The 25,769-nt window shown below is 61.3% G+C and carries 24 protein-coding genes; 18 read left to right on the forward strand and 6 right to left on the reverse strand.

Going from position 1 to position 25,769, the window contains the following annotated elements; all coding sequences use genetic code 11:
- The 5 genes from pyrR to gshB all read right to left on the reverse strand — a co-directional run bounded on the left by pyrR (position 1) and on the right by gshB (position 3,764).
- Entirely contained in the window at positions 1-507 is a 507-nt protein-coding gene (pyrR, locus tag ATI02_RS17840) for a bifunctional pyr operon transcriptional regulator/uracil phosphoribosyltransferase PyrR (RefSeq protein WP_100846945.1), read from the reverse strand.
- Positions 508-604: 97 nt separating this feature from the next.
- Positions 605-1,042: a Holliday junction resolvase RuvX gene (gene ruvX / locus ATI02_RS17845; protein ID WP_064589634.1), complete on the reverse strand. Its 438-nt coding sequence runs from the start codon at positions 1,040-1,042 to the stop codon at positions 605-607.
- Positions 1,042-1,614 carry a YqgE/AlgH family protein gene (locus ATI02_RS17850; RefSeq protein ID WP_100846946.1) on the reverse strand — a complete coding sequence of 191 codons (573 nt, stop codon included), beginning with the start codon at positions 1,612-1,614 and terminating at the stop codon, positions 1,042-1,044. Before ATI02_RS17850 ends, ruvX begins: the two co-directional genes overlap by 1 nt.
- 171 nt (positions 1,615-1,785) lie before the next feature.
- A complete protein-coding gene (locus ATI02_RS17855; RefSeq protein WP_095187000.1) occupies positions 1,786-2,685 on the reverse strand; it encodes an energy transducer TonB in 900 nt (299 codons plus the stop codon).
- A 107-nt stretch (positions 2,686-2,792) separates the two neighbouring features.
- A complete protein-coding gene (gshB, locus tag ATI02_RS17860) occupies positions 2,793-3,764 on the reverse strand; it encodes a glutathione synthase (protein ID WP_095187001.1) in 972 nt (323 codons plus the stop codon).
- Between the two features lie 225 nt (positions 3,765-3,989).
- Here gshB and pilG point away from each other — a divergent pair, with 225 nt between their 5' ends.
- From pilG to ATI02_RS17950, 17 genes are all read left to right on the forward strand, one after another.
- Positions 3,990-4,394, forward strand: a complete 405-nt coding sequence (pilG, locus tag ATI02_RS17865) for a twitching motility response regulator PilG (RefSeq protein ID WP_007913673.1) — start codon at positions 3,990-3,992, stop codon at positions 4,392-4,394.
- Between the two features lie 60 nt (positions 4,395-4,454).
- Positions 4,455-4,820 (forward strand): twitching motility response regulator PilH, encoded by a 366-nt coding sequence (gene pilH, locus ATI02_RS17870; protein ID WP_027926574.1) that lies wholly within the window; start codon positions 4,455-4,457, stop codon positions 4,818-4,820.
- A gap of 10 nt (positions 4,821-4,830) precedes the next feature.
- Positions 4,831-5,370 (forward strand): chemotaxis protein CheW, encoded by a 540-nt coding sequence (locus ATI02_RS17875; RefSeq protein ID WP_100846947.1) that lies wholly within the window; start codon positions 4,831-4,833, stop codon positions 5,368-5,370.
- A 154-nt stretch (positions 5,371-5,524) separates the two neighbouring features.
- Positions 5,525-7,573, forward strand: a complete 2,049-nt coding sequence (locus tag ATI02_RS17885; protein WP_100846948.1) for a methyl-accepting chemotaxis protein — start codon at positions 5,525-5,527, stop codon at positions 7,571-7,573.
- 11 nt (positions 7,574-7,584) lie between these two features.
- On the forward strand, positions 7,585-13,497 hold the full coding sequence (locus tag ATI02_RS17890) for an Hpt domain-containing protein (RefSeq protein WP_100846949.1): 5,913 nt from the start codon (positions 7,585-7,587) through the stop codon (positions 13,495-13,497).
- The gene (locus tag ATI02_RS17895; RefSeq protein WP_100846950.1) at positions 13,490-13,960 is read left to right on the forward strand and encodes a chemotaxis protein CheW; all 471 of its coding nucleotides are present in this window, start codon (positions 13,490-13,492) and stop codon (positions 13,958-13,960) included. The genes ATI02_RS17890 and ATI02_RS17895 overlap by 8 nt, the downstream gene beginning before the upstream one ends.
- A 528-nt stretch (positions 13,961-14,488) precedes the next feature.
- On the forward strand, positions 14,489-14,854 hold the full coding sequence (locus ATI02_RS17900) for a DUF6124 family protein (RefSeq protein ID WP_095187006.1): 366 nt from the start codon (positions 14,489-14,491) through the stop codon (positions 14,852-14,854).
- Positions 14,855-15,266: 412 nt separating this feature from the next.
- Positions 15,267-16,937: a malonate decarboxylase subunit alpha gene (gene mdcA / locus ATI02_RS17905; protein ID WP_100846951.1), complete on the forward strand. Its 1,671-nt coding sequence runs from the start codon at positions 15,267-15,269 to the stop codon at positions 16,935-16,937.
- Positions 16,937-17,809, forward strand: a complete 873-nt coding sequence (locus ATI02_RS17910) for a triphosphoribosyl-dephospho-CoA synthase (RefSeq protein ID WP_100846952.1) — start codon at positions 16,937-16,939, stop codon at positions 17,807-17,809. The genes mdcA and ATI02_RS17910 overlap by 1 nt, the downstream gene beginning before the upstream one ends.
- On the forward strand, positions 17,809-18,108 hold the full coding sequence (locus ATI02_RS17915; protein ID WP_007913697.1) for a malonate decarboxylase subunit delta: 300 nt from the start codon (positions 17,809-17,811) through the stop codon (positions 18,106-18,108). The genes ATI02_RS17910 and ATI02_RS17915 overlap by 1 nt, the downstream gene beginning before the upstream one ends.
- The gene (locus ATI02_RS17920; RefSeq protein WP_100846953.1) at positions 18,101-18,952 is read left to right on the forward strand and encodes a biotin-independent malonate decarboxylase subunit beta; all 852 of its coding nucleotides are present in this window, start codon (positions 18,101-18,103) and stop codon (positions 18,950-18,952) included. The genes ATI02_RS17915 and ATI02_RS17920 overlap by 8 nt, the downstream gene beginning before the upstream one ends.
- Positions 18,949-19,734, forward strand: a complete 786-nt coding sequence (gene mdcE, locus ATI02_RS17925; RefSeq protein WP_100846954.1) for a biotin-independent malonate decarboxylase subunit gamma — start codon at positions 18,949-18,951, stop codon at positions 19,732-19,734. The genes ATI02_RS17920 and mdcE overlap by 4 nt, the downstream gene beginning before the upstream one ends.
- Positions 19,728-20,348, forward strand: coding sequence for a malonate decarboxylase holo-ACP synthase (locus tag ATI02_RS17930; RefSeq protein WP_100846955.1), 621 nt, complete (start codon positions 19,728-19,730; stop codon positions 20,346-20,348). Before mdcE ends, ATI02_RS17930 begins: the two co-directional genes overlap by 7 nt.
- Positions 20,345-21,265 carry a malonate decarboxylase subunit epsilon gene (mdcH, locus tag ATI02_RS17935; RefSeq protein WP_100846956.1) on the forward strand — a complete coding sequence of 307 codons (921 nt, stop codon included), beginning with the start codon at positions 20,345-20,347 and terminating at the stop codon, positions 21,263-21,265. The genes ATI02_RS17930 and mdcH overlap by 4 nt, the downstream gene beginning before the upstream one ends.
- 65 nt (positions 21,266-21,330) lie before the next feature.
- On the forward strand, positions 21,331-21,747 hold the full coding sequence (gene madL, locus ATI02_RS17940; protein WP_095187013.1) for a malonate transporter subunit MadL: 417 nt from the start codon (positions 21,331-21,333) through the stop codon (positions 21,745-21,747).
- A gap of 1 nt (position 21,748) precedes the next feature.
- Positions 21,749-22,513, forward strand: coding sequence for a malonate transporter subunit MadM (madM, locus tag ATI02_RS17945; RefSeq protein WP_095187014.1), 765 nt, complete (start codon positions 21,749-21,751; stop codon positions 22,511-22,513).
- Positions 22,514-22,610: 97 nt separating this feature from the next.
- Positions 22,611-23,858 (forward strand): IS256 family transposase, encoded by a 1,248-nt coding sequence (locus ATI02_RS17950; protein ID WP_095191982.1) that lies wholly within the window; start codon positions 22,611-22,613, stop codon positions 23,856-23,858.
- Between the two features lie 134 nt (positions 23,859-23,992).
- On the opposite strand, the gene ATI02_RS17955 is transcribed toward ATI02_RS17950, so the two are convergent.
- Entirely contained in the window at positions 23,993-24,907 is a 915-nt protein-coding gene (locus tag ATI02_RS17955) for a LysR family transcriptional regulator (RefSeq protein ID WP_095187015.1), read from the reverse strand.
- A 228-nt stretch (positions 24,908-25,135) separates the two neighbouring features.
- Between ATI02_RS17955 and trhA the strand changes: the two genes are divergently transcribed.
- Positions 25,136-25,744 carry a PAQR family membrane homeostasis protein TrhA gene (gene trhA, locus ATI02_RS17960; RefSeq protein WP_420875253.1) on the forward strand — a complete coding sequence of 203 codons (609 nt, stop codon included), beginning with the start codon at positions 25,136-25,138 and terminating at the stop codon, positions 25,742-25,744.
- The last annotated feature ends 25 nt before the right edge of the window (positions 25,745-25,769 follow it).

Here is a 25,769-nt window from a genome sequence, read left to right on the forward strand (position 1 = left end):
TTAAGGATTCAGGTCTTGCAGTTCGAGCGTCAACGGCTCGGGGCCGGACAGCTTCACGCGCTCGTGGGCGGCCAGCGCCAGGGTCGCGCCGACCACGTTCGGGCGGATCGGCAGCTCACCGGCGTCCAGGTCCAACAGGCAGACCAGGGTCACGCTGGCCGGGCGGCCGTAGTCGAACAATTCGTTCATGGCGGCGCGGATGGTGCGGCCGCTCATCAGCACGTCGTCGATCAGCACCAGATGCTGGCCTTCGATCTCGAAGGGCAGGGCGGACGGGCGCACTTGCGGATGCAGGCCGTTCTGGCTGAAGTCATCGCGGTAGAAGGAAACATCCAGCGTGCCCAGCGGCACGTCGCTGCCCAATTCCTTGAGCAAGGCTTGCGCGACCCAGATGCCGCCAGTGCGGATGCCGATGTAACGCGGTTCGCGGATATCACGCTGGGCAAGGTGCGCCTTGAGGCGTGTCGCCATCTGGCTGATCAGATCGGCGGGATTGGGCAGGCTCATGGTTGCTCCTTCTTCGACCCGAGCCGCGTCCTGCCGGACGTGGCTGGGGGTTTAGCCAAAAGAAAAGCGCCGTAGCGCTTTTCAGAATTAAATGCAGTCAGGATTCAAAGAGTGCGGTGTTTTCGTCGAGCCAGCCCTGCAACAGCAGAGCCGCGGCGATGGCGTCCACCGGGTTGTCGCGGTAACTGCCTTTCTGGCCGCCACGGGCCAGCCGTTCGCCCTTGGCTTCGAACGTCGTCAGTCGCTCGTCGTGGGTGTAAAAGGGCAGGTTGAAGCGGCCATTGAGGCGCCGGGCGAACTTTTCTGCGCGTACGCACATGTCGCTCGGCGTGCCGTCCATGTTCAGCGGCAGGCCGACGACGACGGCGTCGGGTTTCCATTCCTTTATAAGCGCTTCGACCTGGTTCCAGTCGGGCACGCCGTTCTGCGCTTTGAGGGTGCAGAGTTCGCGGGCCTGGCCGGTGATCACCTGGCCGACGGCAACGCCGATCTGTTTGGTGCCGTAGTCGAAGCCGAGAATCAGGCGCAGGGCCATCAGGCGTGCCCTGCCTGGCTGGTCAGCAGGTTGAGGTCGATCCCCAAGTGCCGGGCCGCCGCGTCCAGACGCAATTCGCTGCTGGTGTTGAACAGGATGTCGGTGTCATACGGGCAGGTCAGCCAGGCGTTGTCGGCCATTTCGGCTTCCAGTTGCCCGGCTTCCCAACCGGCGTAACCGAGGGCAATCAGGCTTTTGGCCGGGCCGACGCCGTCAGCGATGGCGAACAGCACGTCTTGTGAAGTGGACAAGGCCAAATCGCCGTCGAGCTGGGCGGTGGCCTGGAAGGTCTTGCCCGCCGGGTGCAGGACAAAGCCGCGATCGGTCTGCACCGGCCCGCCGATAAAGATCGGCACATGCTGGCAGAGGCCCGGCGGATCGATGTCCGGGCGCAATTGCTCAAGGATGTCAGCCAGATTCAGCTCTTGCGGCCTGTTGACCACAATGCCCATGGCGCCATTGGCCGTGTGCTCGACGATGTAGGTCAAGGTGTGGGCAAAGTTCGGGTCGGCCATGTGGGGCATGGCGATCAGGAAGTGATGCTTGAGGTAGCTGGGGCTGACGTTTTTCATGTGCGCTAGTGTGGCGTTCAAGGGGCGAACTGACAAGCTAGTGATGCAGGTGACACACCGATCCAATGTGGGAGCGAGCCTGCTCGCGAAAGCGGTGGATCAGTCACATCAGTGTTGGATGACACACCGCATTCGCGAGCAGGCTCGCTCCTACAGGGTTTTGTAGTGTCTTTAATTGCTCGAGAGCTTGTCGCCCCGGGCGAATTTCCAGGTACGGATGATTTCCAGTCGGTCGATATCCGACAGGTCACCGGTAAACGGTGCAAATGGCGCTGCCAGTCGGACGATGCGCTGCGCTGCCTGATCCAGCAGCGGCTGGCCCGACGATTCCAGCACCAGCACCTCATACAGCGAGCCGTCGCGATTGATCGAGACCATCAGGCGCAAATTGCCATAGATCTGCTTGCGCCGCGCTTCCTCGGGGTAATTGAGGTTGCCGATGCGTTCGACTTTCTTGCGCCAGTCATCCTTGTACCAGGCACCCTTGTCGCGCATGGTCGACGCCGCGCTCAGGCGGTGAATCCGCGGGCGTTTGGCGTACAGCTGTTGTTCCTTGGCCAGTTCCGCTTCGAGGCTGGCGATGTCGCTGGACAGCTGCGAGCTGTCGAACTCCGGCGCGTCGACGGTCGGTTTGACCTCGGTTTTGCTTTCTTCTTTCTTGGTCGGGGCTTTTTTCGGCTTCGGCGCGACGGTGGTCACCGCCGCCTTGGGCGCGGCTTCCTGCACTTGCGGCTTGGCGGCCGGTGGCGGCGTAACCTTTTTGACCTGATTGTCCTGGAACGGCGCGACCTCGGTGGTCTTCGGAATCGCCTTCTTGTCCAGCGTGCCGCTGCCTTCCTGGTGTTCCTGCGCGAGGAAATCGGCCTTCTCGGGCTTCTTTTCGCTCTTGAAGGTGGCGAGGGTGATTTCCAGGGTTTTACTGATCTGCTTGGGCTCGACCATGGTGAAACCGACGCCAAGCAACAGCGCCAAGTGAATCAGCGCGGCGAGAAACAGGGTAAATCCGAGGCGATCGGCCGGGCGCACGCCACGATGGGCGAGTTCTGTGGGCAGATCGGACGGGAGGGTCATGACAAGAAAACCAACATCGCGTTTTTCAGAGGCTGCGCATGATAACGCAATGTTGGTTTCACGCCTTGGGCTTCACGCTTCAAGCGACAGACTGCATGTGACGCACATCAAGCTTGCGGCTTTTTGCCGGCGGCTTGCAGCTTCTTGTCGATCGCGTCCATCAGCATGCCGCCGATGTCGGTGCCGAACGCGTTGTCGATTTCGCGGATGCAGGTCGGGCTGGTGACGTTGATTTCGGTCAGATTCTCGCCGATCACATCCAGACCGACGAACAGCAGACCTTTTTCACGCAAGGTCGGGCCGACCTGAGCGGCGATCCAGCGATCCTTGTCAGTCAACGGACGCGCTTCACCACGGCCACCAGCGGCGAGGTTGCCACGGGTTTCGCCCTGGGCCGGAATCCGCGCCAGGCAGTAATCCACCGGCTCGCCGTCGATCATCAGGATGCGCTTGTCGCCGTCCTTGATCGCCGGCAGGTAGGCCTGACCCATGATCTGCTGGCCGCCGAGGGCGGTCAGGGTTTCGAGAATCACCGAAAGGTTCGGATCGCCGGCACGGTGACGGAAGATCGACGTACCGCCCATGCCGTCCAGTGGCTTGAGAATCACGTCGCCGTGTTTGGCGGCGAACTCGCGCAGGACGTCGGCGCGGCGGCTGACGATGGTCGCCGGCGTGCACTGCGGGAACAGCGTGGCGAACAGCTTTTCATTGCAGTCACGCAGGCTCTGCGGTTTGTTGACCACCAGCACCCCGGCGGTTTCGGCCTGTTCGAGCAGGTAGGTGGAGTAAACGAACTCCATGTCGAATGGTGGATCCTTGCGCATCAGGATCACGTCCAGATCGCTCAGCAGGTTGTCCTGTTCGGCGTCCAGTTCGAACCATTTTTCCGGGTTGGCGAAGACTCGCAGCGGCTTCATCCGTGCCCGCGCCTGACCTTCGGCCTGATACAGGTCGCGCTGTTCCATATAGAACAGTTCCCAGCCGCGCTTCTGCGCGGCCAGCAGCATGGCCAGCGAGCTATCCTTTTTATAGGAAATGCTGGCGATAGGGTCCATGACAATCCCGACGCGAACGCTCATTGGGTTTTCCTCGAAAATTGGCTACCGGATCGGTATGAAAAAAGTGCCGCCAGAGTGGCGCCGGCAGGGTTTTCGGTCAAGGGAAAACCCGTCGATAGATTGCATCTGGAGACTGTGCTAAAAAGGCTGCCATGCAGTGCCGGCCCTTGAACATCAAGGGTTTCCGGCCATTACTGATAGCAAAACGGACAATTTGATTCGCAAAGGCGACGGTAGAGCCCTCTTATGGAACAGCAGTCCAGCGCCTTGAAGGTCATGGTGATCGACGACTCGAAAACGATTCGCCGTACCGCCGAAACCTTGTTGAAGAATGTCGGTTGCGAAGTCATCACGGCAATCGACGGTTTCGATGCTTTGGCGAAGATCGCCGACAACCATCCCGGCATCATCTTTGTCGACATCATGATGCCGCGTCTGGATGGTTATCAGACCTGCGCTTTAATCAAGAACAACAGTGCGTTCAAGGCAACGCCGGTGATCATGCTGTCGTCGCGCGACGGGCTGTTCGACAAGGCCAAGGGGCGGATTGTCGGTTCTGATCAATTTTTGACCAAGCCTTTCAGCAAGGAAGAATTGCTCAACGCGATCCAGGCCCATGTTCCGGGCTTCGCCGCCGTTTTGCCGCAGTAAGACACGTACAGTGACGCTCGGCCAGCGGGCCGGATGTCGACAAGAAAAATGGGGAAGACCATGGCTCGTATCCTGATCGTCGATGATTCGCCGACTGAAATGTACAAACTGACCGGCATGCTCGAAAAGCACGGCCATGAAGTGCTCAAGGCTGAAAATGGCGCCGACGGCGTCGCCCTGGCCCGTCAGGAAAAACCCGACGCGGTGCTGATGGACATCGTCATGCCCGGCCTCAACGGTTTTCAGGCGACCCGTCAACTGACCAAGGACCCGGACACCGGGCACATCCCGGTGATCATCATCACCACCAAGGATCAGGAAACCGACAAGGTCTGGGGCACCCGCCAGGGCGCCAAGGATTACCTGACCAAACCGGTCGACGAAGAAACCCTGATCAAAACCCTGAACAACGTGCTGGCCGGTTGATCGCGCGGTCATGAGCGAATCGCTGACCGCGTTCGAACTGCTCTGGCAGATTGACCAGCGCTGCCGCTTGCTGGCGGCCGACCTGCCGTCGCAACCGGTGCGCCACGATCGCTGGAGCGGCATCGGCTTTCGCCTTGGCGAGCACTGGTACGTGGCGCCGATGGGCGAAGTCAGCGAAGTGCTGCACGAACCGCGCTTCACCCAATTGCCCGGGGTCAAACCGTGGGTCAAAGGGGTGGCTAACCTGCGTGGGCGGCTGCTGCCGATCATGGACCTGTGCGGTTTCTTCGGGCATGAGCTGTCGCCATTGCGCAAGCAGCGGCGGGTATTGGTGGTTGAGCATGGGGACGTGTTTGCCGGGCTGATGGTCGATGAGGTGTTTGGTTTGCAGCATTTCGAGCAGGGTAGTTTCGAGCCCATCTCGATCAGCAAACGGCAGGGCTCCAAGGCCGAGTTCGTCAAAGGGTATTTCCGGCGCGAGCAGAACTGGCGGGTGTTCAGTTTGTTTGCCCTGGCCAAATCCCCGGTGTTCATGAGCGTCGCGATATAACAGATTCAACACCGTCCCCTGTGGGAGCGAGCCTGCTCGCGAAGAGGGCGTGTCAGGCAAGATAAATATTGGCTGACCCAGCGCTTTCGCGAGCAGGCTCGCTCCCACAGGGATTGCAGCAGGCCTCAAAGGTGTGGGTTAAGGGCGAGGACCGATGACAAAAGCAAAAACAGGCAAGCCGGCGGAAGGATCGCGCAGTCGCTCGCAGATCATCGTGCTGTTTATCGCACTGATCGTGTTCATCATGCTGCTGTTCGCCAACTTCGCTTACCTCAACACCCAGGCGAATTACGACAAACAGTACATCGGCCATGCCGGTGAGCTGCGCGTGCTCTCGCAACGCATCGCCAAGAACGCCACCGAAGCCGCCGCCGGCAAGGCTGCGGCGTTCAAGTTGCTCAGCGATGCGCGCAACGATTTCGCCCAGCGCTGGGGTTATCTGAAGAAGGGCGACCCGGCCACCGGCCTGCCGCCAGCGCCGGCCACCGTGCGCCCGGAAATGCGCGCCGTGCAGCTCGATTGGGAACGCCTGCTGAAAAACACCGACGCCATTCTCTCCAGCGAACAGACCGTGCTGTCGCTGCATCAGGTTGCCGCGACGCTGGCCGAAACCGTGCCGCAGTTGCAGATCGAATACGAAAAAGTCGTCGAGATTCTTCTCCAGCGGGGTGCACCAGCGGCGCAAGTGGCGATGGCCCAGCGTCAATCGCTGCTCGCCGAACGCATCCTCGGTGCGGTCAACACCGTGCTGGCCGGCGATGAAAACTCGCTGCAAGCCGCCGATGCCTTTGGCCGTGATGCCACGCGGTTTGGTCAGGTGCTTAACGGCATGCTTCAGGGCAATCCGGCGCTGAAGATCAGCCAGGTCGAAGACCGCGATGCCCGTGCGCGGCTGAGCGAAATTTCCGAGCTGTTCCAGTTCGTTTCCGGCTCCGTCGATGAAATCCTCGAGACCTCGCCGGAACTGTTCAAGGTTCGCGAATCCGCCAGCAATATCTTCAGCCTCTCGCAAACCCTGCTCGACGAAGCCTCGCACCTGGCCACCGGTTTCGAAAACCTTGCCGGCGGGCGCAACACCGACACCATCGGCGGTTATGTGCTGGGCCTGCTGGCGCTGGCCTCGATCATCCTCATCGGTCTGGTCATGGTTCGCGAAACCAATCGGCAGTTGCGCGAGACCGCCGGGAAGAACGAACGCAACCAGAACGCGATCATGCGTCTGCTCGACGAAATCGAGGATCTGGCCGACGGTGACCTCACAGTGACCGCCTCGGTAACCGAAGACTTCACCGGCACCATTGCTGACTCGATCAACTATTCCGTCGACCAATTGCGCGACCTGGTGGCGACCATCAACCTCACCGCCGGCCAGGTCGCCGCGGCCGTGCAGGAAACCCAGGCCACCGCCATGCACCTGGCCCAGGCCTCGGAGCATCAGGCCCAGCAGATTTCCGAAGCCTCGACGGCGATCAACGACATGGCTCAATCCATCGATCAGGTCTCGGCGAACGCTGCCGAATCCTCGGCTGTGGCCGAGCGGTCGGTAGAGATCGCCAACAAAGGCAACGAGGTGGTGCACAACACCATCCACGGCATGGACAACATTCGCGAGCAGATTCAGGACACCGCCAAACGCATCAAGCGCCTCGGCGAGTCGTCCCAGGAAATCGGCGACATCGTCAGCCTGATCGACGACATTGCCGACCAGACCAACATCCTCGCCCTCAACGCCGCGATTCAGGCGTCGATGGCTGGCGATGCCGGGCGTGGTTTTGCCGTGGTTGCCGACGAAGTGCAGCGGCTGGCCGAGCGCTCGTCCGCCGCTACCCGGCAGATCGAAACCCTGGTGCGGGCGATCCAGACCGACACCAACGAGGCCGTCATTTCCATGGAACAGACCACCACCGAAGTGGTGCGTGGCGCGCGACTGGCGCAGGATGCCGGGGTGGCCCTGGAAGAAATCGAAGGCGTATCGAAGACCCTCGCGGCGCTGATTCAAAGCATCTCCAACGCAGCGCAGCAGCAGACGACTTCCGCCGGGCAGATCTCGCTGACGATGAACGTGATCCAGCAGATCACCTCGCAGACCTCGTCCGGCTCTACGGCCACCGCCGAGAGCATCGGCAACCTGACGAAAATGGCCAGTCAGTTACGGCGTTCGGTGTCCGGATTCACCTTGCCGGCGGCGACAGATAAAGCGTGAGTGGAGTGGTTATGGGTGATCGGCACGACTATGTGGCCCTCGAATGGGTCAAAGGCGAAATTGCCGAAACGCTGAAGCTGGCGCATCAGGCGATTGAAGCCGTGCTCGATGATCCGCAGGCCTTTCCCGGGCTGGACGAGTGTCTGGCGTATATCCATCAGGTTCACGGCAGTTTGCAGATGGTCGAGTTCTACGGCGCAGCCTTGCTCGCCGAAGAGATGGAGCATCTGGTCGAAGCCTTGCAGCAAGGTCGCGTCAGCCATCGCGACGAAGCCCTGCACTTGCTGCTGCAAGCCCTCGGGCAATTGCCGATCTACCTCGACCGCGTGCAGAGCGCCCGCCGCGATTTGCCGCTGGTAGTGTTGCCGCTGCTCAACGATCTACGCAGTGCCCGGGGCGAAAGCCTGCTCTCGGAAACCAGCCTGTTCAGTCCGCAATTACCTGAGTTGCCGCCGCTCAGTGAGGAAGCCCTGGCGCTGCTGGAACCGGCGGAACTGCCGAACGTGCTGCGCAAATTACGCCAGATGCTGCAAATGGCGCTGGTCGGTTTGCTGCGCGAACAGGATGACCAGACGCACCTCGCTTATCTGGCGAAAGTCTTCAGCCGTCTCGAAGCGCTAAGCGGCGACGCACCGTTGAGCCCGCTGTGGCAGGTGGCGTCCGCCTTGGTCGAAGGCATGCGCGCAGGCGTGATTGCCAACAGCCCGGCGCTGCGCAGTCTGTTAAAGGACGCCGACAAGGAGCTCAAACGCCTGCTCGACCAAGGCATGCGCGGCCTCAACCAGCCGCCACCGCCGGAGCTGCTCAAAAGCCTGTTGTTCTATATTGCCAAAGCCGAACATCCCACCGGGCAGATGCTGACCATGAAAGATCACTACTCCCTGGACGACGCGTTACCCGACAGCGCGATGGTCGACGAAGAACGCGCGCGCCTGGCCGGCCCCGACCGCGATGCGATGCGCTCGGTGCTCGCGGCATTGTGCGAAGAGCTGGTGCGGGTCAAGGAACGCCTTGATCTGTTTGTGCGCAGCGATCGCCAACATACCTCGGATCTGGAAAGCCTGTTGGCGCCGTTGCGGCAGATCGCCGACACCCTCGCGGTGCTCGGTTTCGGCCAGCCGCGCAAGGTCATCATCGATCAACTGGCGGTGGTCCTGAGCATCGCCCAAGGCCAGCGCGAACCCAACGACGCGATCCTGATGGACGTTGCCGGTGCCTTGCTTTATGTCGAAGCAACACTGGCCGGGATGGTCGGCACCGTCGAGCCGGAAAGCCCGGAAGACTCACGCCTGCCGACCACCGATCTGACGCAGATCCATCAGATCGTGATCAAGGAAGCGCGCATCTGCCTGCAACAGGCCAAGGACATGATCGTCGACTACATCGACGCCGACTGGGATCGCCAGCACCTGCAACCGTTGCCGGAGCTGTTGACCCAAGTGCGGGGGGCGTTGGCGATGATTCCGCTGAACCGTGCGGCCAGTCTCGTTGAAGCGTGCAACGGCTTCATTCGCGAACACCTGCTGCTCGATCCGCACGAACCGGGTTGGCAGCAACTGGACAACCTCGCCGACGTCATCACCAGCCTTGAGTATTACCTTGAACGCCTGAGCGATGACCCGCAGGCGCCCAGCGAACAACTGCTGGATGTCGCGCAGAAGAGCCTCGCCAGTCTCGGTTTCTTTCCCAGCGAGCAGCCCGGCGAGCCACATGTGCCGGTGCTCGACGACGTGCTCAGCCCCAACCAAGCGCGGGTGATGCAAGACCTGCAGGCGCTCGACGACCCGCAATTCGTCCAGTCGCTGGCCGATGTGTTGGCCAGCCCGGTCTCGGCGATCAACCCGCCCGCGCTGGTCACGCCCGGCAGCCTGATGCCGCCGCCGGCCAATGAAGAGCCGGTGGACGATGAACTGCGCGAAGTGTTCCTCGAAGAGACCGACGAGGTCCTCGATGTCCTCCACGAATACCTGCCACGCTGGTCGGCCAATCCGCAGGATCGCGCGGCGCTGACCGAACTGCGCCGCGCCTTTCACACCTTGAAGGGCAGCGGACGCATGGTGCGTGCGCTGATTCTTGGCGAACTGGCGTGGGCTGTGGAAAACCTGCTTAACCGCGTGCTGGAGCAAAGCGTCGAGCCGGGCACGACGGTAGCGCAATTGCTGACCGACACGCTGCTGTTACTGCCGGAACTGATCAGCGAATTCGCCACCAATCGCCAGCGTCAACGCAGCGATGTCGATCAACTCGCCGCTCGCGCCCATGCCTTGGCCAAGGGCGACCAACCGTTGGCGGCCGAAGATGTGGAAGATGTCGCGGCGCTCGATCCGTTGTTGCTGGAGATCTTCCGCAACGAAGCCGAAACCCATCTCGCCAGCCTCAACCGCTTTCTCGATCAAGCCGCCGAACACGTGCCGCTGCCGGCCAGCGATGAATTACAGCGCGCCCTGCATACCCTCAAGGGCAGCGCGTCGATGGCGGGTGTATTGCCGATTGCCGAATTGGCGGCGCCGCTCGATCAACTGGCCCGCGAGTTCAAGGCGCACCAACTGCCGCTCGATCTCGACGAAGTGGAATTGTTGCTCGAAGCCGAGGGCCTGTTCCGCGTCGGCCTGCGTCAGCTCAAGCACGATCCGCTGGCGCCGATCGTCGGCGCGCAGTCACTGATCAAACGCACGGGCGAGCTGCTCGCCGAGCGACTGGAATCGATCCTCAATGCGCCGAGCAGCGGCCTGCGCATCAAGCACGCCCCGCAACTGATCAACAACTTCCTCGCCCAGGGCATGGACATCCTGCTCGATGCGGAAAACCTCTTGCAGCGCTGGCAGCAGCACCCCGGCGAACGCCAGGAACTCAGCGCATTGCTGGATGAATTGACCACCCTCGGCGAAGGTGCGCACCTGGCGGATTTGTTGCCGGTCGATGTGTTGTGCGAAGCCTTGCTCGACCTCTATGGCGCCGTCGAAGAAAGCAGCCTGGCGGTCAGCGACCGGTTTTTCCAGGAAGCGCAGCACGCCCACGAAGCGCTGATCAACATGCTCGACGAACTGGCCGCCGGCCAGGAAGTCACGCCGCAGCCTGCGCGGATTCGGGCGTTGCACGAGCTGCTCGATGAGAGTCTCGATCCGTCGTCGATGGGCCTGATTCGCAGTGACGGTAGCCGCACGTTGAGCATCCGCGAACTGGGTGCCGCGACTGCTGAACTTTCACAAACCGGCTCCGCGCGCGAACCGGACGATGAGATCGTCGAGATCTTCCTCGAAGAGGCGGTGGACATTCTCGACAGCGCCGGGCAAGCCTTGCAGCGTTGGCTGAGCGACGCAAACAATGTTGCGCCGCTGTCGTCGTTACAGCGCGATTTGCACACCCTCAAGGGGGGCGCGCGAATGGCCGAAGTCGAGGCCATTGGGGATCTGGCCCAAGAACTGGAAGGTCTCTACGAAGGTCTGGCGGATCGGCGCTATAGCTACAGCGAAGCGCTTGGTCGCTTGCTGCACAAGAGCCATGACCGTTTGGCGCTGCTGCTTGAACAGTTGCAGAATCATCAGCCGTTGAACCCGGCGCATGAGCTGATCGAGGCAATCCGGCAGTTCCGTCAGGGCGCGTCCGGCAGCGCTGAAACGGCGCAACCGCCCGTTGATCACGAAGGCACCGGGCATGATCCGGAGTTGCTGGAAATCTTCCTCGAAGAAGGTTTCGACATCATCGAAAACTCCGGCGCCGCGTTGTTGCGCTGGCAGGCCGAGCCGGGCAATCGGCAGGAAGTGGAAACCCTGCTGCGCGACCTGCACACGCTCAAGGGCGGCGCGCGGATGGTCGAAATCGGCCCGATCGGCGACCTCGCCCACGAACTCGAATACCTTTACGAAAGTCTCTCCGCCGGGACGTTGCAGGCCTCGACCGAACTGTTTGCGCTGGTGCAGCGCGGCCACGACCGACTGGCGCAGATGCTCGACGCGGTGCGCGCCGGACAACCGTGTCCGCCAGCGGATCGGCTGATCAATGCGATCCAGAGTTTCAGTCATCCGGTCACGCCTGAAGCGCCGCCATTGTTGCCTCTGCCGGTTAAAACCGAGACCGCGCCTGCAGCCGCCGAGGCCAGCGCGGACATGGTCAAGGTCTCCGCCGAACTGCTCGACGAACTGGTCAATCTGGCCGGCGAAACCTCGATCTTCCGTGGCCGCATCGAACAGCAAGTCAATGACGCACAAGTCGCGCTCAATGAGATGGAAACCACCATCGAGCGTATGCGCGACCAGTTGCGCCGGCTCGACACCGAAACCCAGGGGCGCATTCTCAGCCGCCAGCAAGTCGATGGCGAGCGTCTCGGCTACGAGGAATTCGATCCGCTGGAAATGGACCGCCATTCGCAGTTGCAGCAACTGTCGCGGGCGCTGTTCGAATCCGCCTCCGACCTGCTCGACCTCAAGGAAACCCTCGACCGCCGCAACCACGACGCCGAGAACCTGCTGCAACAGCAAGGGCGGATCAACACCGAATTGCAGGAAGGCCTGATGCGCTCGCGCATGGTGCCGTTCGAACGGATGTTGCCGCGCCTCAAACGCATCGTCCGTCAGGTCGCCGAAGAGTTGAACAAAGACGTCGCCTTCGTCATCGGCAACGCTGAGGGCGAAATGGATCGCAACGTGCTGGAGCGCATGGCGGCACCGCTGGAACACATGCTGCGCAACGCCGTCGACCATGGTCTGGAATCTGTCGAGGCGCGGCTGGCGGCGGGCAAACCGGCGCAGGGCACGATCACGCTGGATCTGTCCCGCGAGGGCGGCGACATTGTTTTCGACATCCGCGACGACGGCGCCGGTGTGCCGCTGGAAGCGGTGCGGAACAAGGCGATCAAGCGTGGCTTACTGGCGCCGGACGCCGAGATCAGCGACCGCGATGTGTTGCAGTTTATCCTTCAGCCGGGGTTTTCCACCGCTGAGAAGATCACCCAGATTTCCGGGCGTGGCGTCGGCATGGACGTGGTTCATGAGGAAGTCCGCCAGTTGGGCGGCAGCATGAGTATTGATTCGGTGCCGGGGCAGGGCGTGCATTTCCGCATTCGCCTGCCGTTCACCGTGTCGGTCAACCGCGCGTTGATGGTGCAGTGCGGCGAGGATCAGTATGCGATTCCGCTGAACACTATCGACGGCATCGTCCGCGTCTTGCCGAATGATCTGGACGGGCATTTCCGTCTCGATCCACCGAGCTATCAATACGGCGGCCAACGCTATGAGTTGTGCTATCTGGGCGAACTGCTGAAAACCTCATCGCGGCCAAAACTGCTGGGTCAGAGCCTGCCATTACCGGTGCTGCTGGTACAGTACAACGACCGGCGCATCGCGGTGCAGGTCGACGCCATGGCCGGGACTCGCGAGATCGTGGTGAAAAGCCTCGGCGCGCAATTTGCGGCGGTGCAGGGCGTGTCCGGCGCGACGATTCTTGGCGATGGCCGGGTCGTGCTGATTCTTGATTTACTGGCACCGATCCGCGCGATGCAGGCACGGGTGGCGCAGTATCCGACGGTGCCGGACATCGACAGCGAACCGCACAAACCGTTGCTGGTCATGGTGGTCGACGACTCGGTCACCGTGCGCAAGGTCACCAGCCGTTTGCTCGAACGCCACGGCATGAACGTGCTGACGGCCAAGGATGGCGTCGACGCCATGCTCCTGCTGGAAGAACACATGCCCGACCTGATGCTGCTCGACATCGAAATGCCGCGCATGGACGGCTTCGAAGTGGCCACGCAAGTGCGCAACGACGAACGCCTGCAACACCTGCCGATCATCATGATCACCTCGCGTACCGGGCAAAAACACCGCGACCGCGCCATGGCCATCGGCGTCAACGACTACCTCGGTAAGCCGTATCAGGAATCGGTATTGCTCGAAAGCATTGCCCACTGGAGCAAGAGACATGCATGAGCGCCGCCACAATGCGCGCACCAGCCAACTCACCGGCCTGCTGCTGCCGCTGGCGGATCGCAACCTGATCCTGCCCAACGTCGCCGTGGCCGAGCTGATCGACTATCAGGTCAGCGCCTTCGATCTGGACACGCCGCCGTGGTATCTGGGGCGGGTAACCTGGCGTGAGCGGCAGATTCCGTTGCTGAGCTTTGAATCGGCATGCGGGCAGAAAGTCGTGATTGGAGAGCGGGCGCGGATCGTGATTCTCAATGCGCTGGGTGGGCTGCCGCAGCTGAAGTTCATTGCGCTGCTGGTGCAGGGGATTCCACGGTCTTACAAGCTCGACAGTCAGTTGAGCTATGTCGATGTGCCGTTGTGTGCGCTGGAGCAGGCGGCGGTGCAGGTGGGTGAGCAGGTGGCGAAGGTGCCGGATTTGTTGGCACTTGAGCAGTTGTTGGTGGAGGCGGGGCTGGTCCACTGATCCTGAGTTTGCGTTGATCTTGCTGGCCTCTTCGCGAGCAGGCTCGCTCCCACAGTTGATCTTCAGTGATCCCGGATTTTGCGTACGACACAGACCCCCTGTGGGAGCGAGCCTGCTCGCGAAAGCGCCAGTCGCCACACCTCAATCCGACAGAAAAATCCTCAATCTCTGTCCACAATAAACGACTTTCAGTCTCGTTGTTTAAAGACACTCTGTGTTACGGCTCTACAAATCCTTGCGCCGCTGCCTACGCATGCACCAGAATCCGCCGGCTTGTGCGCCCAAGGCTGGCTGCGTAACTTGGATCGGGTCACTGATTCGCAGTGATCGGGTTTAGCAGCCCGGCTCGTCCTTACCTCGGTTGCACAAATCTCATCCAGTCAGGCATTCGCCTGTACTTGATGGTGGCTGTGCGCATGGCGCCTTCGGGTGCGCCGGGTTGGGGTTTGACCGGTCTGCTAACTTGCGCACAGCCGCCACCCTATCGTTTAGCAGCGGGATGGTGCGGCCTCACAGAGGTTCATCCCCATGTTCAAACCAACGCCAAACCCGCCGGTCACCGACCCGGCATCCCCCTACGAATCGCCCGAATCCAAGAAATTTCACGAAGCCGCCGAGCGCGCGCTCGATCACTACCTCGGCCCGCCAACCGCCGAAATCATGGCCGCACCCTACAAAACCAACAAGCTGTACATGACCGACCCTGAAGCTGATACCGAGTCTCTCCTGGCAGATGCCAGCGAAACCCTCGGCTCGGCCACCGTCATGATCCATAACCATGTGGCAATGGTTGAAGGAACGCACCGCAAAACCCTGCAAGGCATTGCTCAAGTGGTGATGCTGGCGGAGCTGGCAGTTAATCGGGTGCTGGACAGGTTAGTGCCTACGGATTGATCCAGAGCTTTCACTGATTGCACTGGCCCCATCGCTGACAAGCCAGCTCCCACAGTGTCCGGGTTGTATCCGAATCTTGTGAACCACACAAAACCCTGTGGGAGCTGGCTTGTCAGCGATGGGGCCAGTGGCATCAGCAACTTCCTGCCGGCCAACCCCCTGACTCATCGGCGGACTTATCCAGAACTTACGCTGCTTTGGCTGGCCTCTTCGCGAGCAGGCTCACTCCCACAGTTGATCTTCAGTGCCCCCGGTTTTTGCGGACGATAGTGATCCCCTGTGGGAGCGAGCCTGCTCGCGAAGGTGGCAGTGAACGTTACGCTCAGCGTAATGATTCACCACCGCGCTTGATTGATGCCCTCACCCCACACGCCTAACTTAGCTCCACGACAGCGAACCCCGTGGAGTGAGCATGACAACAACAATTTCCCCCGACTCGCGCTGGACGCGGCGGCGTGACGAGAAGCAGCGCCGCCTCGACAAGGTGCGCGGGCTGGCCGACGGTGTGGTGTTGCCCACCGACAAGATCGTCGCCGCGCTCGAAGCGCTGATTCATCCCGGCGACCGTGTGGTGCTTGAAGGCAACAACCAGAAGCAGGCGGATTTCCTCTCCCGCTCGCTGGCCAGGGCCGACCCGGAAAAACTCCACGATCTGCACATGATCATGCCCAGCGTCGGCCGCTCCGAGCACCTCGACCTGTTCGAACGCGGCATCGCTCGCAAGCTCGATTTCTCCTTCGCCGGCACCCAGAGCCTGCGCATCAGCCAGTTGCTCGAAGACGGCCTGCTGGAAATCGGCGCGATCCACACCTACATCGAACTTTACGCCCGCCTTGTGGTGGACCTGATCCCCAACGTCGTGCTCTCGGCCGGGTTCATGGCCGACCGCGCCGGCAACATCTACACCGGACCCAGCACCGAAGACACCCCGGCACTGATCGAACCGGCCGCGTTCAGCGACGGCATCGTCATCGTCCAGGTCAACCAGTTGGTCGATGACGTCAGCGAGTTGCCCCGTGTGGACATTCCTGCGTCGTGGGTCGATTTTGTGGTGGTGGCGGACAAGCCGTTCTACATTGAACCGCTGTTCACCCGCGATCCACGGCACATCAAGCCTGTGCATGTGTTGATGGCGATGATGGCGATTCGCGGCATCTACGAAAAACACAACGTGCAGTCGCTCAATCACGGCATCGGTTTCAACACCGCCGCCATCGAATTGATCCTGCCGACCTACGGCGAGTCTCTTGGCTTGAAGGGCAAGATTTGCCGCAACTGGACGCTCAACCCGCACCCGACATTGATCCCGGCGATCGAGAGCGGCTGGGTCGAAAGCGTGCATTGCTTCGGCACCGAACTGGGCATGGAAAACTACATCGCCGCGCGCCCCGACGTGTTCTTCACCGGCCGCGACGGCTCGCTGCGCTCCAACCGGATGTTCTGCCAACTGGCCGGGCAATACGCGGTGGATCTGTTTATCGGCGCGACGTTGCAGGTCGATGGAGACGGCCATTCTTCCACCGTTACCCGTGGCCGACTCGCCGGTTTCGGTGGCGCGCCGAACATGGGCCACGACCCACGCGGTCGCCGTCACGGCACGCCGGCATGGCTCGATATGCGCCACGACGACTCGCAGCAACCGATGTTGGAGCGCGGCAAGAAACTTGTGGTGCAAATGGTCGAGACCTTCCAGGAGGGCGGCAAACCGACCTTCGTCGAAACCCTCGACGCGGTGGAAGTGGCGAAGAAAAGCGGCATGCCGCTGGCGCCGATCATGATCTACGGTGACGACGTCACCCACCTGCTCACCGAAGAAGGCATCGCCTATCTGTACAAGGCGCGCTCGCTGGAAGAGCGTCAGGCGATGATCGCCGCCGTTGCGGGCGTCACCGCCATCGGCCTGCGCCACAACCCGAAAGACACTGAACGCATGCGCCGCGAAGGCCTGATCGCCTTGCCCGAAGACCTCGGCATCCGCCGCACCGACGCCACCCGCGAACTGCTGGCGGCGAAGAGCGTGGCCGATCTGGTCGAGTGGTCCGGCGGCCTCTACAACCCGCCCGCCAAATTCAGGAGCTGGTAATGCACGCACTCAACCTGCAAGCGAAACCGATAACCCTGACCGAGCGACTGGCCGACCTGGCAGTGGACGCGTTGATCGACGAAGCGGATCTGTCGCCGAAACCGGCGCTGGTCGATCGTCGTGGCAACGGCGCACACACCGATTTGCATTTGGGCCTGATGCACGCCTCGGCATTGTCGTTGTGGCCAGCGTTCAAGGAGATGACCGAGGCCGCCATTGAAGTCGGCGAGATCAATCAAACGTTGCGTGAAAGCATTGGCCGCATCGGCCGTGAAGGCGAGCAAGCGATGCTCGCCACCACCAACGGTGTGAACACGCATCGCGGGGCGATCTGGGCCTTGGGTCTGTTGGTGACGGCCGCTGCGCTGGAACCGCAATCCTCCAGCGCCAATGCCGTGACCCTGCGCGCTGCACGTCTGGCCTTGCTGGACGATCGCCACGCACCCAAACCCTTGAGCCACGGCGCCCAAGTCGCCTTGCGTTACGGCGCCCGTGGTGCCCGTGAAGAGGCACAACTCGGCTTCCCCTCGGTGCTGCAACGTGGCCTGCCGCAACTGAAGAAAAGCCGCACCGCCGGCCACGGCGAACAGAACGCCCGGCTCGACGCCTTGCTGGCGATCATGACCGACCTGGCCGACACCTGCGTTTTGTATCGCGCCGGAGAGCAAGGCCTGCAAGCCATGCAACAGGGTGCGCAAGCCGTGCTCGACGCTGGCGGCAGCGCCAGCCTCACTGGTCGCCGGCGCCTGCACGAACTGGATCAACAACTCATCGCATTGAATGCCTCGCCCGGCGGCGCCGCCGACTTGCTCGCCGCCGCGCTGCTGCTCGATCGCATCGAGCGCGACGGCATCCTTCAGGGAGCGTTTTGATGGAAACCCTATCGTTTGAATTCCCCGCCGGGCAGCCGCCACGCGGGCGGGCGCTGGTCGGTTGTGTTGGCTCCGGTGACCTGGAAGTGCTGATCGAACCGGGGCTGGCCGGCAAGTTGACGATCAACGTGCAGACCTCGGTCAACGGCGCACAGCTGCGCTGGCAGCATCTGTTTGCGCGGATGTTCGACGGCACCACGCCGCCAGCGATGGCCATCGATATCCACGATTTCGGCGCGACGCCGGGGGTGGTGCGCTTGCGTCTGGAACAAGGTTTCGAGGAGATCGGCCATGACTGACAGCGCAGCGCTTCTCAATAAGCACAGCTTCGTCGAACTCGGCGCGCGGCAACGGGCGAAAGCCTTGCTCGACGCCGGCAGCTTTCGCGAATTGCTCGATCCTTTTCAACGGGTGATGTCGCCGTGGCTCGAACGCCAGGGCGTGGTGCCGCAAGCCGATGACGGCGTGGTGATCGCCAAGGGCAGCGTCGACGGTTTGCCGGTGGTGATCGCCGCCATCGAAGGCGCATTTCAGGGTGGCAGCCTCGGCGAAGTCGGCGGGGCGAAGATTGCCGGTGCGCTGGAACTGGCCGCCGAGGACAACCGCAAAGGCATCCCGACCCGCGCCGTGTTGCTGCTGGAAACCGGGGGTGTGCGCTTGCAGGAAGCCAATCTTGGCTTGGCGGCGATTGCCGATATTCATGCGGCGATTGTCGATTTGCAGCGGTACCAACCGGTGGTTGGCGTGGTTGCGGGCAGCGTCGGTTGCTTCGGCGGCATGTCGATTGCCGCCGCGTTGTGCAGCTATTTGCTGGTGACTCAGGAAGCACGCCTCGGCCTGAACGGCCCGCAAGTGATCGAGCAGGAAGCCGGGATCGAAGAATACGACTCCCGCGACCGGCCTTTCATCTGGAGCCTGACCGGTGGCGAGCAGCGCTTTGCCAGTGGCTTGGTGGATCGTTATGTCGCTGATGACGTGGCGAAGATTCGTCAGCAGGTCGGCGAGTTGTTGCAGCAAGGCTTGCCGACTCAGCCGCGCAGCCAAAGGGCCGAGTGGTTCCTGCAACGGTTGGCGAGTCTGGACACTGACAAGCAAATCGAACCGTTGGTGGTTCGCGATCTGTATCAAGGAGAGCGCTCATGAGTGGTTATTCATTGCGCGGTTTGAACTGGTTCAACGCGTTGAGCGCTGGGGCGAAAGCGGTAGACGGTTTGCCGCCGTCGTTGAAGGTTGCCGATGGCGAACTCGGGCGCTTTCTGGCCGTGGTCGCTGATCCTGAAAACCGTTTTCCCCGTGCTCGCAACGGCGAAGTCGGATTGCTGGAAGGCTGGGGTTTGGCCAAGGCTGTGGATGACGCAATCACCGCTGACCGCGACAAAACTCAAAAGCGCCCGTTGATCGCCATCGTCGATGTACCGAGCCAGGCCTATGGTCGTCGCGAAGAAGCCCTCGGTATTCATCAGGCCCTTGCCGGTGCCGCGGACAGTTATGCCCGTGCACGGCTGGCCGGGCATCCGGTGATTGCGTTGTTGGTGGGTAAGGCCATGTCCGGTGCGTTTCTCGCCCACGGCTATCAGGCCAACCGCTTGATCGCCCTGCGTGACCCCGGCGTGATGGTGCACGCGATGGGCAAGGCCTCGGCGGCGCGGGTGACTTTGCGCAGCGTCGAAGAACTGGAAGCGCTGGCCGCCAGCGTGCCGCCGATGGCGTATGACATCGACAGTTACGCCAGCCTCGGGCTGCTTTGGGAAACCCTGTCGGTGCAGCAGATCGAACAGCCGACCGCGGAGGATCTGGCGCGGGTGACTGAGTGCCTGAGGCAAGCAATCGGCGATGTCACCGGCAGTGATTTGGGCGGTCGTCTCGGTGCGAAAAATCGCGAAGCGTCCAGCCGCGTGCGCGCGTTGCTGAGGGCGCAGTGGTGAACACGCCGCTGGCCCACGATCTGCTCTGGGGCATGACGCCGGCGCAGTTGCCGGCGGATGCGCCGCAGTGGGCGATTGAGTCGCTCACTGCCGGGCAACCGGTGGTGGTGCGTCGGGCCTTGAGTGCTGAGGGTTTTGTTGCCGTGGGCGTGCGCGGTGTATTGCGTGAACAGCGGTTGACGGCGTTCATGGCGCTCGATTCGATTGCCTGTCGGGTCAGCCCGGAGGCGCTGTGTCACGTCGACAGTGAGCGTGATTTGCCGGCACTGCGTGCGCTCAAGCAATTGCGGCCGATGCTCGATGATTGCGGTTGGGTCTGGGGTGTCAGCGGCAGTGCCGGGTTTGAACTGGCCAGCGGATTTAAGGCGATGCACGTGGCCAGTGACCTCGATCTGATTCTGCGCACGCCGCAACTGATCACCCGAAATCGGGCACGCAAACTGGTTGAGTTTCTCGATCTGGCCGCGTGCCGGGTCGACCTGCAATTGCAGACACCATTCGGTGCGGTCGCATTGCGCGAGTGGGCCGGCGGATCTGCACGTGTGCTGCTGAAAAACGAGTATCAGGCCTGTCTGGTGGCTGATCCATGGAACCCGCAGGAGCAGGCAGCGTGAGTAGCTTGCTGGTGTTCCCCGGCCAGGGCGCGCAGCAGCCGGGCATGCTCCAGCGTTTGCCTCGGGAAACGCTGGTCGAGGCCACTGATGTACTGGGTGAAGATGTCTTGCAGCTCGATTCTGCCGAAGCGCTGCGCAGCACAAGGGCGGTGCAACTCTGTCTGCTGATCGCCGGGGTCGCAGCTTCGCGGCAGCTGTTGCAGGACGGTTTGAACGCGGACTATGTCGCCGGCCTGTCCATCGGTGCTTACCCGGCAGCGGTTGTCGCTGGGGCCTTGAGCTTCAGCGATGCCTTGCATCTGGTCAGCCTGCGCGGTGAGTTGATGCAGCAAGCTTATCCACAGGGCTTTGGCATGACCGCGATCATCGGCTTGCAATTATCCACCGTCGAAACGCTGTTGGCGCAGGTGCACAGCGAGGATTCGCCGGTGTATCTGGCCAACATCAATGCCGACAATCAGGTGGCGATTGCCGGCAGTGACGAGGCCATGCAAGCGGTGGCTGAACTGGCGCGCAGTCGCGGCGCCGGTCTGGCAAAACGTCTGGCAGTGAGTGTTCCTTCGCACTGCCCACTGCTGGACGAACCGGCGCTAACCCTTGCGCAAGCGTTCGCCAACGTAGAGTTGAAAACCCCGAAAATCGCCTACCTGAGCGGCAGCCGCGCTCGGCCGGTGATCAAGGTCGACGCCCTGCGCGACGACCTCGCCTTCAACATGTGCCGCGTGGTGGATTGGCGCAGCACCGTGCAAAGCGCTTACGAGCGTGGCGTGCGTTTACAGATCGAACTGCCGCCCGGTGCGGTGCTGACCGGGCTGGCGCGCCGGGTGTTCGAGCAAGGCACCGTCACTGCCTTCGACAGTGCTCGTCTCGACACCTTGCAGGCGCTGTTGCGAGAGGAGGGTGGCCGCCAACTCTAAAACCGCCGACTCATGCTTCGAACAACAAAAACAACATTCGACGATGCACTTTGAGGACTACAACAATGATTATTTACGGTGTGGCGCTGCTGGCGATCTGTACGCTGGCAGGGGTGATCATGGGCGACATGCTCGGCGTGTTGCTGGGCGTCAAATCCAACGTCGGCGGGGTCGGCATCGCCATGATCCTGCTGATCTGCGCGCGGCTGTGGATGCAAAAACGCGGCGGCATGACCAAGGAGTGCGAGATGGGCGTCGGCTTCTGGGGCGCCATGTACATTCCGGTGGTGGTGGCGATGGCCGCGCAACAGAACGTCGTCACCGCGCTGCACGGCGGCCCGGTGGCGGTGTTGGCGGCGATTGGTTCGGTGGTGATCTGTGGCTGCACGATTGCCTTGATCAGCCGCTCCCACAAGGGCGAACCGTTACCCGACGAACCGGCGAAAATCACCCCGGTCGGCACGCCAGTAGGAGGTCGCTGATATGTGGGATCTCATCGAAAAAGGTCTGGAGCACAACGGTCTGATCACTGCCTTCGCCTTCGTCGGCGTGATCATGTGGGTGTCGGTCATTCTCTCCAAACGCCTGACCTTCGGGCGCATTCACGGCTCGGCGATTGCCATCGTTATCGGTCTGGTGCTGGCATGGGTCGGCGGCACCATGACCGGCGGGCAGAAGGGCCTGGCGGATCTGACGCTGTTCTCTGGCATCGGCTTGATGGGTGGGGCGATGCTGCGTGATTTTGCGATTGTTGCCACGGCGTTTGAGGTGCAGGCGACCGAGGCGAAGAAGGCCGGGATGATCGGCGTGATCGCGCTGCTGCTGGGCACGATCCTGCCGTTCATTGTCGGCGCGTGCATGGCCTGGGCGTTTGGTTATCGCGATGCGGTGAGCATGACCACCATTGGCGCGGGCGCGGTGACTTACATTGTCGGGCCAGTGACGGGCGCGGCGATTGGCGCGACGTCGGACGTGATGGCCTTGTCGATTGCCACCGGGTTGATCAAGGCGATTCTGGTGATGGTCGGCACGCCGGTCGCGGCGCGCTGGATGGGTCTGGATAACCCGCGTTCGGCGATGGTGTTTGGTGGTCTGGCCGGGACGGTGAGTGGGGTGACGGCCGGGCTGGCGGCGACGGATCGGCGGTTGGTGCCTTATGGGGCGTTGACGGCGACGTTCCACACCGGGCTTGGGTGCTTGCTGGGGCCTTCGCTGTTGTTCTTCATTGTTCGCGCGATTGTGGGCTAGGTTCGGGTTTTGAGTCGTCTGGCCTGACGCCTTCGCGAGCAGGCTGGGGGTGTCAGAAATTTTGTGTTCGGGCATAACATGAGTAAGAGGTGCATGTATGCCAACCAAAAAGAAACCCCTGCGTGACCTACCAAAAATCCCCAAGGAGCTGCTCGAAGAGTTCGGTGAGGGGCTGATTACCGCAGAGGCTATTGAAGACGCTTCTGCGGCCTTCAAGAAGGCCTTGATTGAGCGAGCATTGAGTGCCGAGCTCGGTCACCACCTGGGGTATCCGCCGGGCGCGCAGCGCCCAGAGGATGAAACCAACCAGCGCAATGGCAAAACGGGCAAGACGATTTTGACGGGGGATGGCCCGCTGCGGCTGGAGATTCCCCGTGATCGGGATGGCAGTTTTGCCCCCATTCTGATCCCCAAGCATGAGCGGCGTTACACCGGTTTTGATGACAAGATCATCGCCATGTATGCCCGAGGCATGACCGTTCGAGAAATCCGCGCTTTCCTCTCTGAGCAATACGGGACGGACGTTTCCCATGACTTCATCAGCTCAGTCACGCACGAGGTGATGGAGGAAATTGGTGCGTGGCAACAGCGACCGCTTGAGCCGATGTACCCAGTCATTTTCTTCGATGCGCTGCGGGTCAAGATCCGAGAAGAAGGCCTTGTCCGCAACAAGGCGATTTACTTGGCGCTGGGTGTTTTACCCGATGGAACGCGCGATATTCTTGGTATCTGGATCGAAAACACCGAGGGTGCGAAGTTCTGGATGAAGGTCTTCAACGACCTCAAGACCCGCGGCGTAGAGGACGTGCTGATCGCCGTGACTGACGGTCTCAAAGGCATGCCAGAGGCGCTAAGCGCAGTATTTCCGGCAACAACGCTGCAAACATGCATCGTCCACTTGATCCGCAACAGCCTCGATTACGCGGCGTGGGACAAGCGCCGTGAGCTGGCCAAGGCGCTAAAACCGATCTATCAAGCCATCAACGCAGAAGCGGCTGAGGAAGCACTGGATGCCTTTGAAAATGGCCCTTGGGGTAAGCAATACCCAACGGTGGTGGCGGCCTGGAGACGAGCCTGGGATCGAGTGATTCCATTTTTTGTCTTCCCGCCTGCCATTCGAAAAGTGATCTATACGACCAACGCTATCGAAAGCATCAACGCTCAGCTACGCAAGATCATCAAGACCCGGGGCCACTTCCCGACGGATGACGCAGCGACCAAGCTGATCTGGCTTGGGCTGCGTAACATCACGGCAAACTGGGGCTCGGCGGCTCATGACTGGAAGAGTGCGATGAACCAATTTGCGATTCTGTACGGAGATCGATTTATCAGGCCGACCTGGTAAAACCCGGCCTGCCTGACGGCAGGCCATTACCGGCCCGCACACAAAAAATCTGACACTCTCAGCAGGCTCGCTTCCACAGGGAAATGCATTCCAAATGTGGGAGCGAGCCTGCTCGCGAAGGAGGCACCTCGGTCTCAAGCCTGGCGATTGGCATACATCCGACACTCCGCCAACAGCGCCAACAAATTCGGATCCCTCTCCTTGGCCTTCAAAAACACCACACCAATGTGCTGCTGCAACCGGTACTTCTCCTGCAACGGAATCAGCTTCACCCGGTTCTCATACACCGCCGCAATCCGCCCCGGCAGTAACGCATAGCCCACCCCCGAACTGACCATGCTCAACAGCGTGAAGATGTCATTCACCTGCATCGCCACCTTCGGCTCGAACCCTGCCTGCTTGAACACCCGATTGCCGTCCTGATGGGTGGCGAAGCCTTGGGTCAGGGTGATAAACGTCTCGTCGCGCACTTCTGCCAGATCCACTTCACTGCGCTGGGCGAACCTTGAATCCGCCGGGGTGGCGAGGAAGATGTCGTCGGAGAACAGCGCAATCTGCTCGCAGTCCGGATCGTTGATGCTGTCGTCCAGCGACACCAGGATCGCGTCGACTTCCATGTTCTTCAGCTTGTAGAGCAGGTCGATATTCGAGCCGAGGATCAGGTCGATGTTGAGTTCGCTGCGGCGGATCTTCAGGCCCATGATCAGTTGCGGCACAGTCTTCACCGTCAGCGAGTACAGCGAGCCCAGCTTGAAGCGTTCTGCGGAGAACCCGGCGGCTTCGCGGGTCAGGCGCACGCTTTCGACCACGTCCTGAATCAGCTTCTGCGCGCGTTCTTCGAGCACGTAAGCACTTTCCAGCGGCGTCAGGTTGCGCCCTTCGTGTTTGAACAGCGGGCAGCGCAGGGCGCTTTCCAGCGAGTGAATCGCGCGGTGCACGCTGACGTTGCTGGTCTGCAACTCGGCAGCGGCGCGGGCCAGATTGCCGGTGCGCATGAAAGCGAGGAACACCTCGAGTTTTTTCAGGGTCAACTCTTCGTCGATCAGCATGGCGCGGACTCTTTTTTATGTCGGTCGATTGTGCACGGTATGCGCCGCTCTTTGTAGGAGCTGCCGAAGGCTGCGATCTTTGCTTTTCAAGATCAAAAGATCGCAGCCTTCGGCAGCTCCTACAGGGATCGTGTTTAACGGAAACATTGCGCTTTTACGCTCAAGGCCCGAGCCTTGCGCGCTGCGGTAACGAAACTGAGGTGAGCAATACATGTATCACGGAGAACGATTGAACGCCTGGACGCCTGGACGCATCTGGTCGGGGCGGTGGCGGCGTTTATTGGCGGGGTGTGGATGCTGGTCATTGCCTGCCTGGACGGCAGTCCGTGGAAGATTGTCAGTGTGGCGATTTACGCCTTTACCCTGCTGGTGCTCTACAGCGCGTCCACCGTGTACCACAGCGTGCGCGGGCGCAAGAAAGCGATCATGAAGAAGGTTGATCACTTTTCGATCTACCTGCTGATCGCCGGCAGTTACACGCCGTTCTGTCTGGTGACCCTGCGCGGGGTCTGGGGCTGGACGCTGTTCGGGATTGTCTGGGGGCTGGCGCTGATTGGCATCCTGCAAGAGATCAAGCCGCGTTCCGAAGCGCGGATTCTGTCGATCGTCATTTATGCGGTGATGGGCTGGATTGTGCTGGTGGCGGTCAAACCGTTACTGGCGGCGCTGGGCACCACCGGTTTTGCTTGGTTGGCCACGGGCGGGGTTTTGTACACCGTGGGGATTATCTTCTTTGCCCTGGATCACCGGTTGCGGCATGCCCACGGGATTTGGCATTTGTTCGTGATTGCCGGGAGTTTGCTGCACTTTGTGGCGATTATGTTTTATGTCCTGTGAATGCGATTCCTGTGGGAGGGGGCTT

The organism is Pseudomonas baetica, from assembly GCF_002813455.1.
In the GTDB taxonomy this organism is placed as follows: domain Bacteria; phylum Pseudomonadota; class Gammaproteobacteria; order Pseudomonadales; family Pseudomonadaceae; genus Aquipseudomonas; species Aquipseudomonas baetica.

Coding starts and splice junctions, on each gene's coding strand:
- pyrR (WP_100846945.1), bottom strand. CDS start 507: ATGAGCCTGCCCAATCCCGCCGATCTGATCAGCCAGATGGCGACACGC.
- ruvX (WP_064589634.1), bottom strand. CDS start 1,042: ATGGCCCTGCGCCTGATTCTCGGCTTCGACTACGGCACCAAACAGATC.
- ATI02_RS17850 (WP_100846946.1), bottom strand. CDS start 1,614: ATGAAAAACGTCAGCCCCAGCTACCTCAAGCATCACTTCCTGATCGCC.
- ATI02_RS17855 (WP_095187000.1), bottom strand. CDS start 2,685: ATGACCCTCCCGTCCGATCTGCCCACAGAACTCGCCCATCGTGGCGTG.
- gshB (WP_095187001.1), bottom strand. CDS start 3,764: ATGAGCGTTCGCGTCGGGATTGTCATGGACCCTATCGCCAGCATTTCC.
- pilG (WP_007913673.1), top strand. CDS start 3,990: ATGGAACAGCAGTCCAGCGCCTTGAAGGTCATGGTGATCGACGACTCG.
- pilH (WP_027926574.1), top strand. CDS start 4,455: ATGGCTCGTATCCTGATCGTCGATGATTCGCCGACTGAAATGTACAAA.
- ATI02_RS17875 (WP_100846947.1), top strand. CDS start 4,831: ATGAGCGAATCGCTGACCGCGTTCGAACTGCTCTGGCAGATTGACCAG.
- ATI02_RS17885 (WP_100846948.1), top strand. CDS start 5,525: ATGACAAAAGCAAAAACAGGCAAGCCGGCGGAAGGATCGCGCAGTCGC.
- ATI02_RS17890 (WP_100846949.1), top strand. CDS start 7,585: ATGGGTGATCGGCACGACTATGTGGCCCTCGAATGGGTCAAAGGCGAA.
- ATI02_RS17895 (WP_100846950.1), top strand. CDS start 13,490: ATGCATGAGCGCCGCCACAATGCGCGCACCAGCCAACTCACCGGCCTG.
- ATI02_RS17900 (WP_095187006.1), top strand. CDS start 14,489: ATGTTCAAACCAACGCCAAACCCGCCGGTCACCGACCCGGCATCCCCC.
- mdcA (WP_100846951.1), top strand. CDS start 15,267: ATGACAACAACAATTTCCCCCGACTCGCGCTGGACGCGGCGGCGTGAC.
- ATI02_RS17910 (WP_100846952.1), top strand. CDS start 16,937: ATGCACGCACTCAACCTGCAAGCGAAACCGATAACCCTGACCGAGCGA.
- ATI02_RS17915 (WP_007913697.1), top strand. CDS start 17,809: ATGGAAACCCTATCGTTTGAATTCCCCGCCGGGCAGCCGCCACGCGGG.
- ATI02_RS17920 (WP_100846953.1), top strand. CDS start 18,101: ATGACTGACAGCGCAGCGCTTCTCAATAAGCACAGCTTCGTCGAACTC.
- mdcE (WP_100846954.1), top strand. CDS start 18,949: ATGAGTGGTTATTCATTGCGCGGTTTGAACTGGTTCAACGCGTTGAGC.
- madL (WP_095187013.1), top strand. CDS start 21,331: ATGATTATTTACGGTGTGGCGCTGCTGGCGATCTGTACGCTGGCAGGG.
- madM (WP_095187014.1), top strand. CDS start 21,749: ATGTGGGATCTCATCGAAAAAGGTCTGGAGCACAACGGTCTGATCACT.
- ATI02_RS17950 (WP_095191982.1), top strand. CDS start 22,611: ATGCCAACCAAAAAGAAACCCCTGCGTGACCTACCAAAAATCCCCAAG.
- ATI02_RS17955 (WP_095187015.1), bottom strand. CDS start 24,907: ATGCTGATCGACGAAGAGTTGACCCTGAAAAAACTCGAGGTGTTCCTC.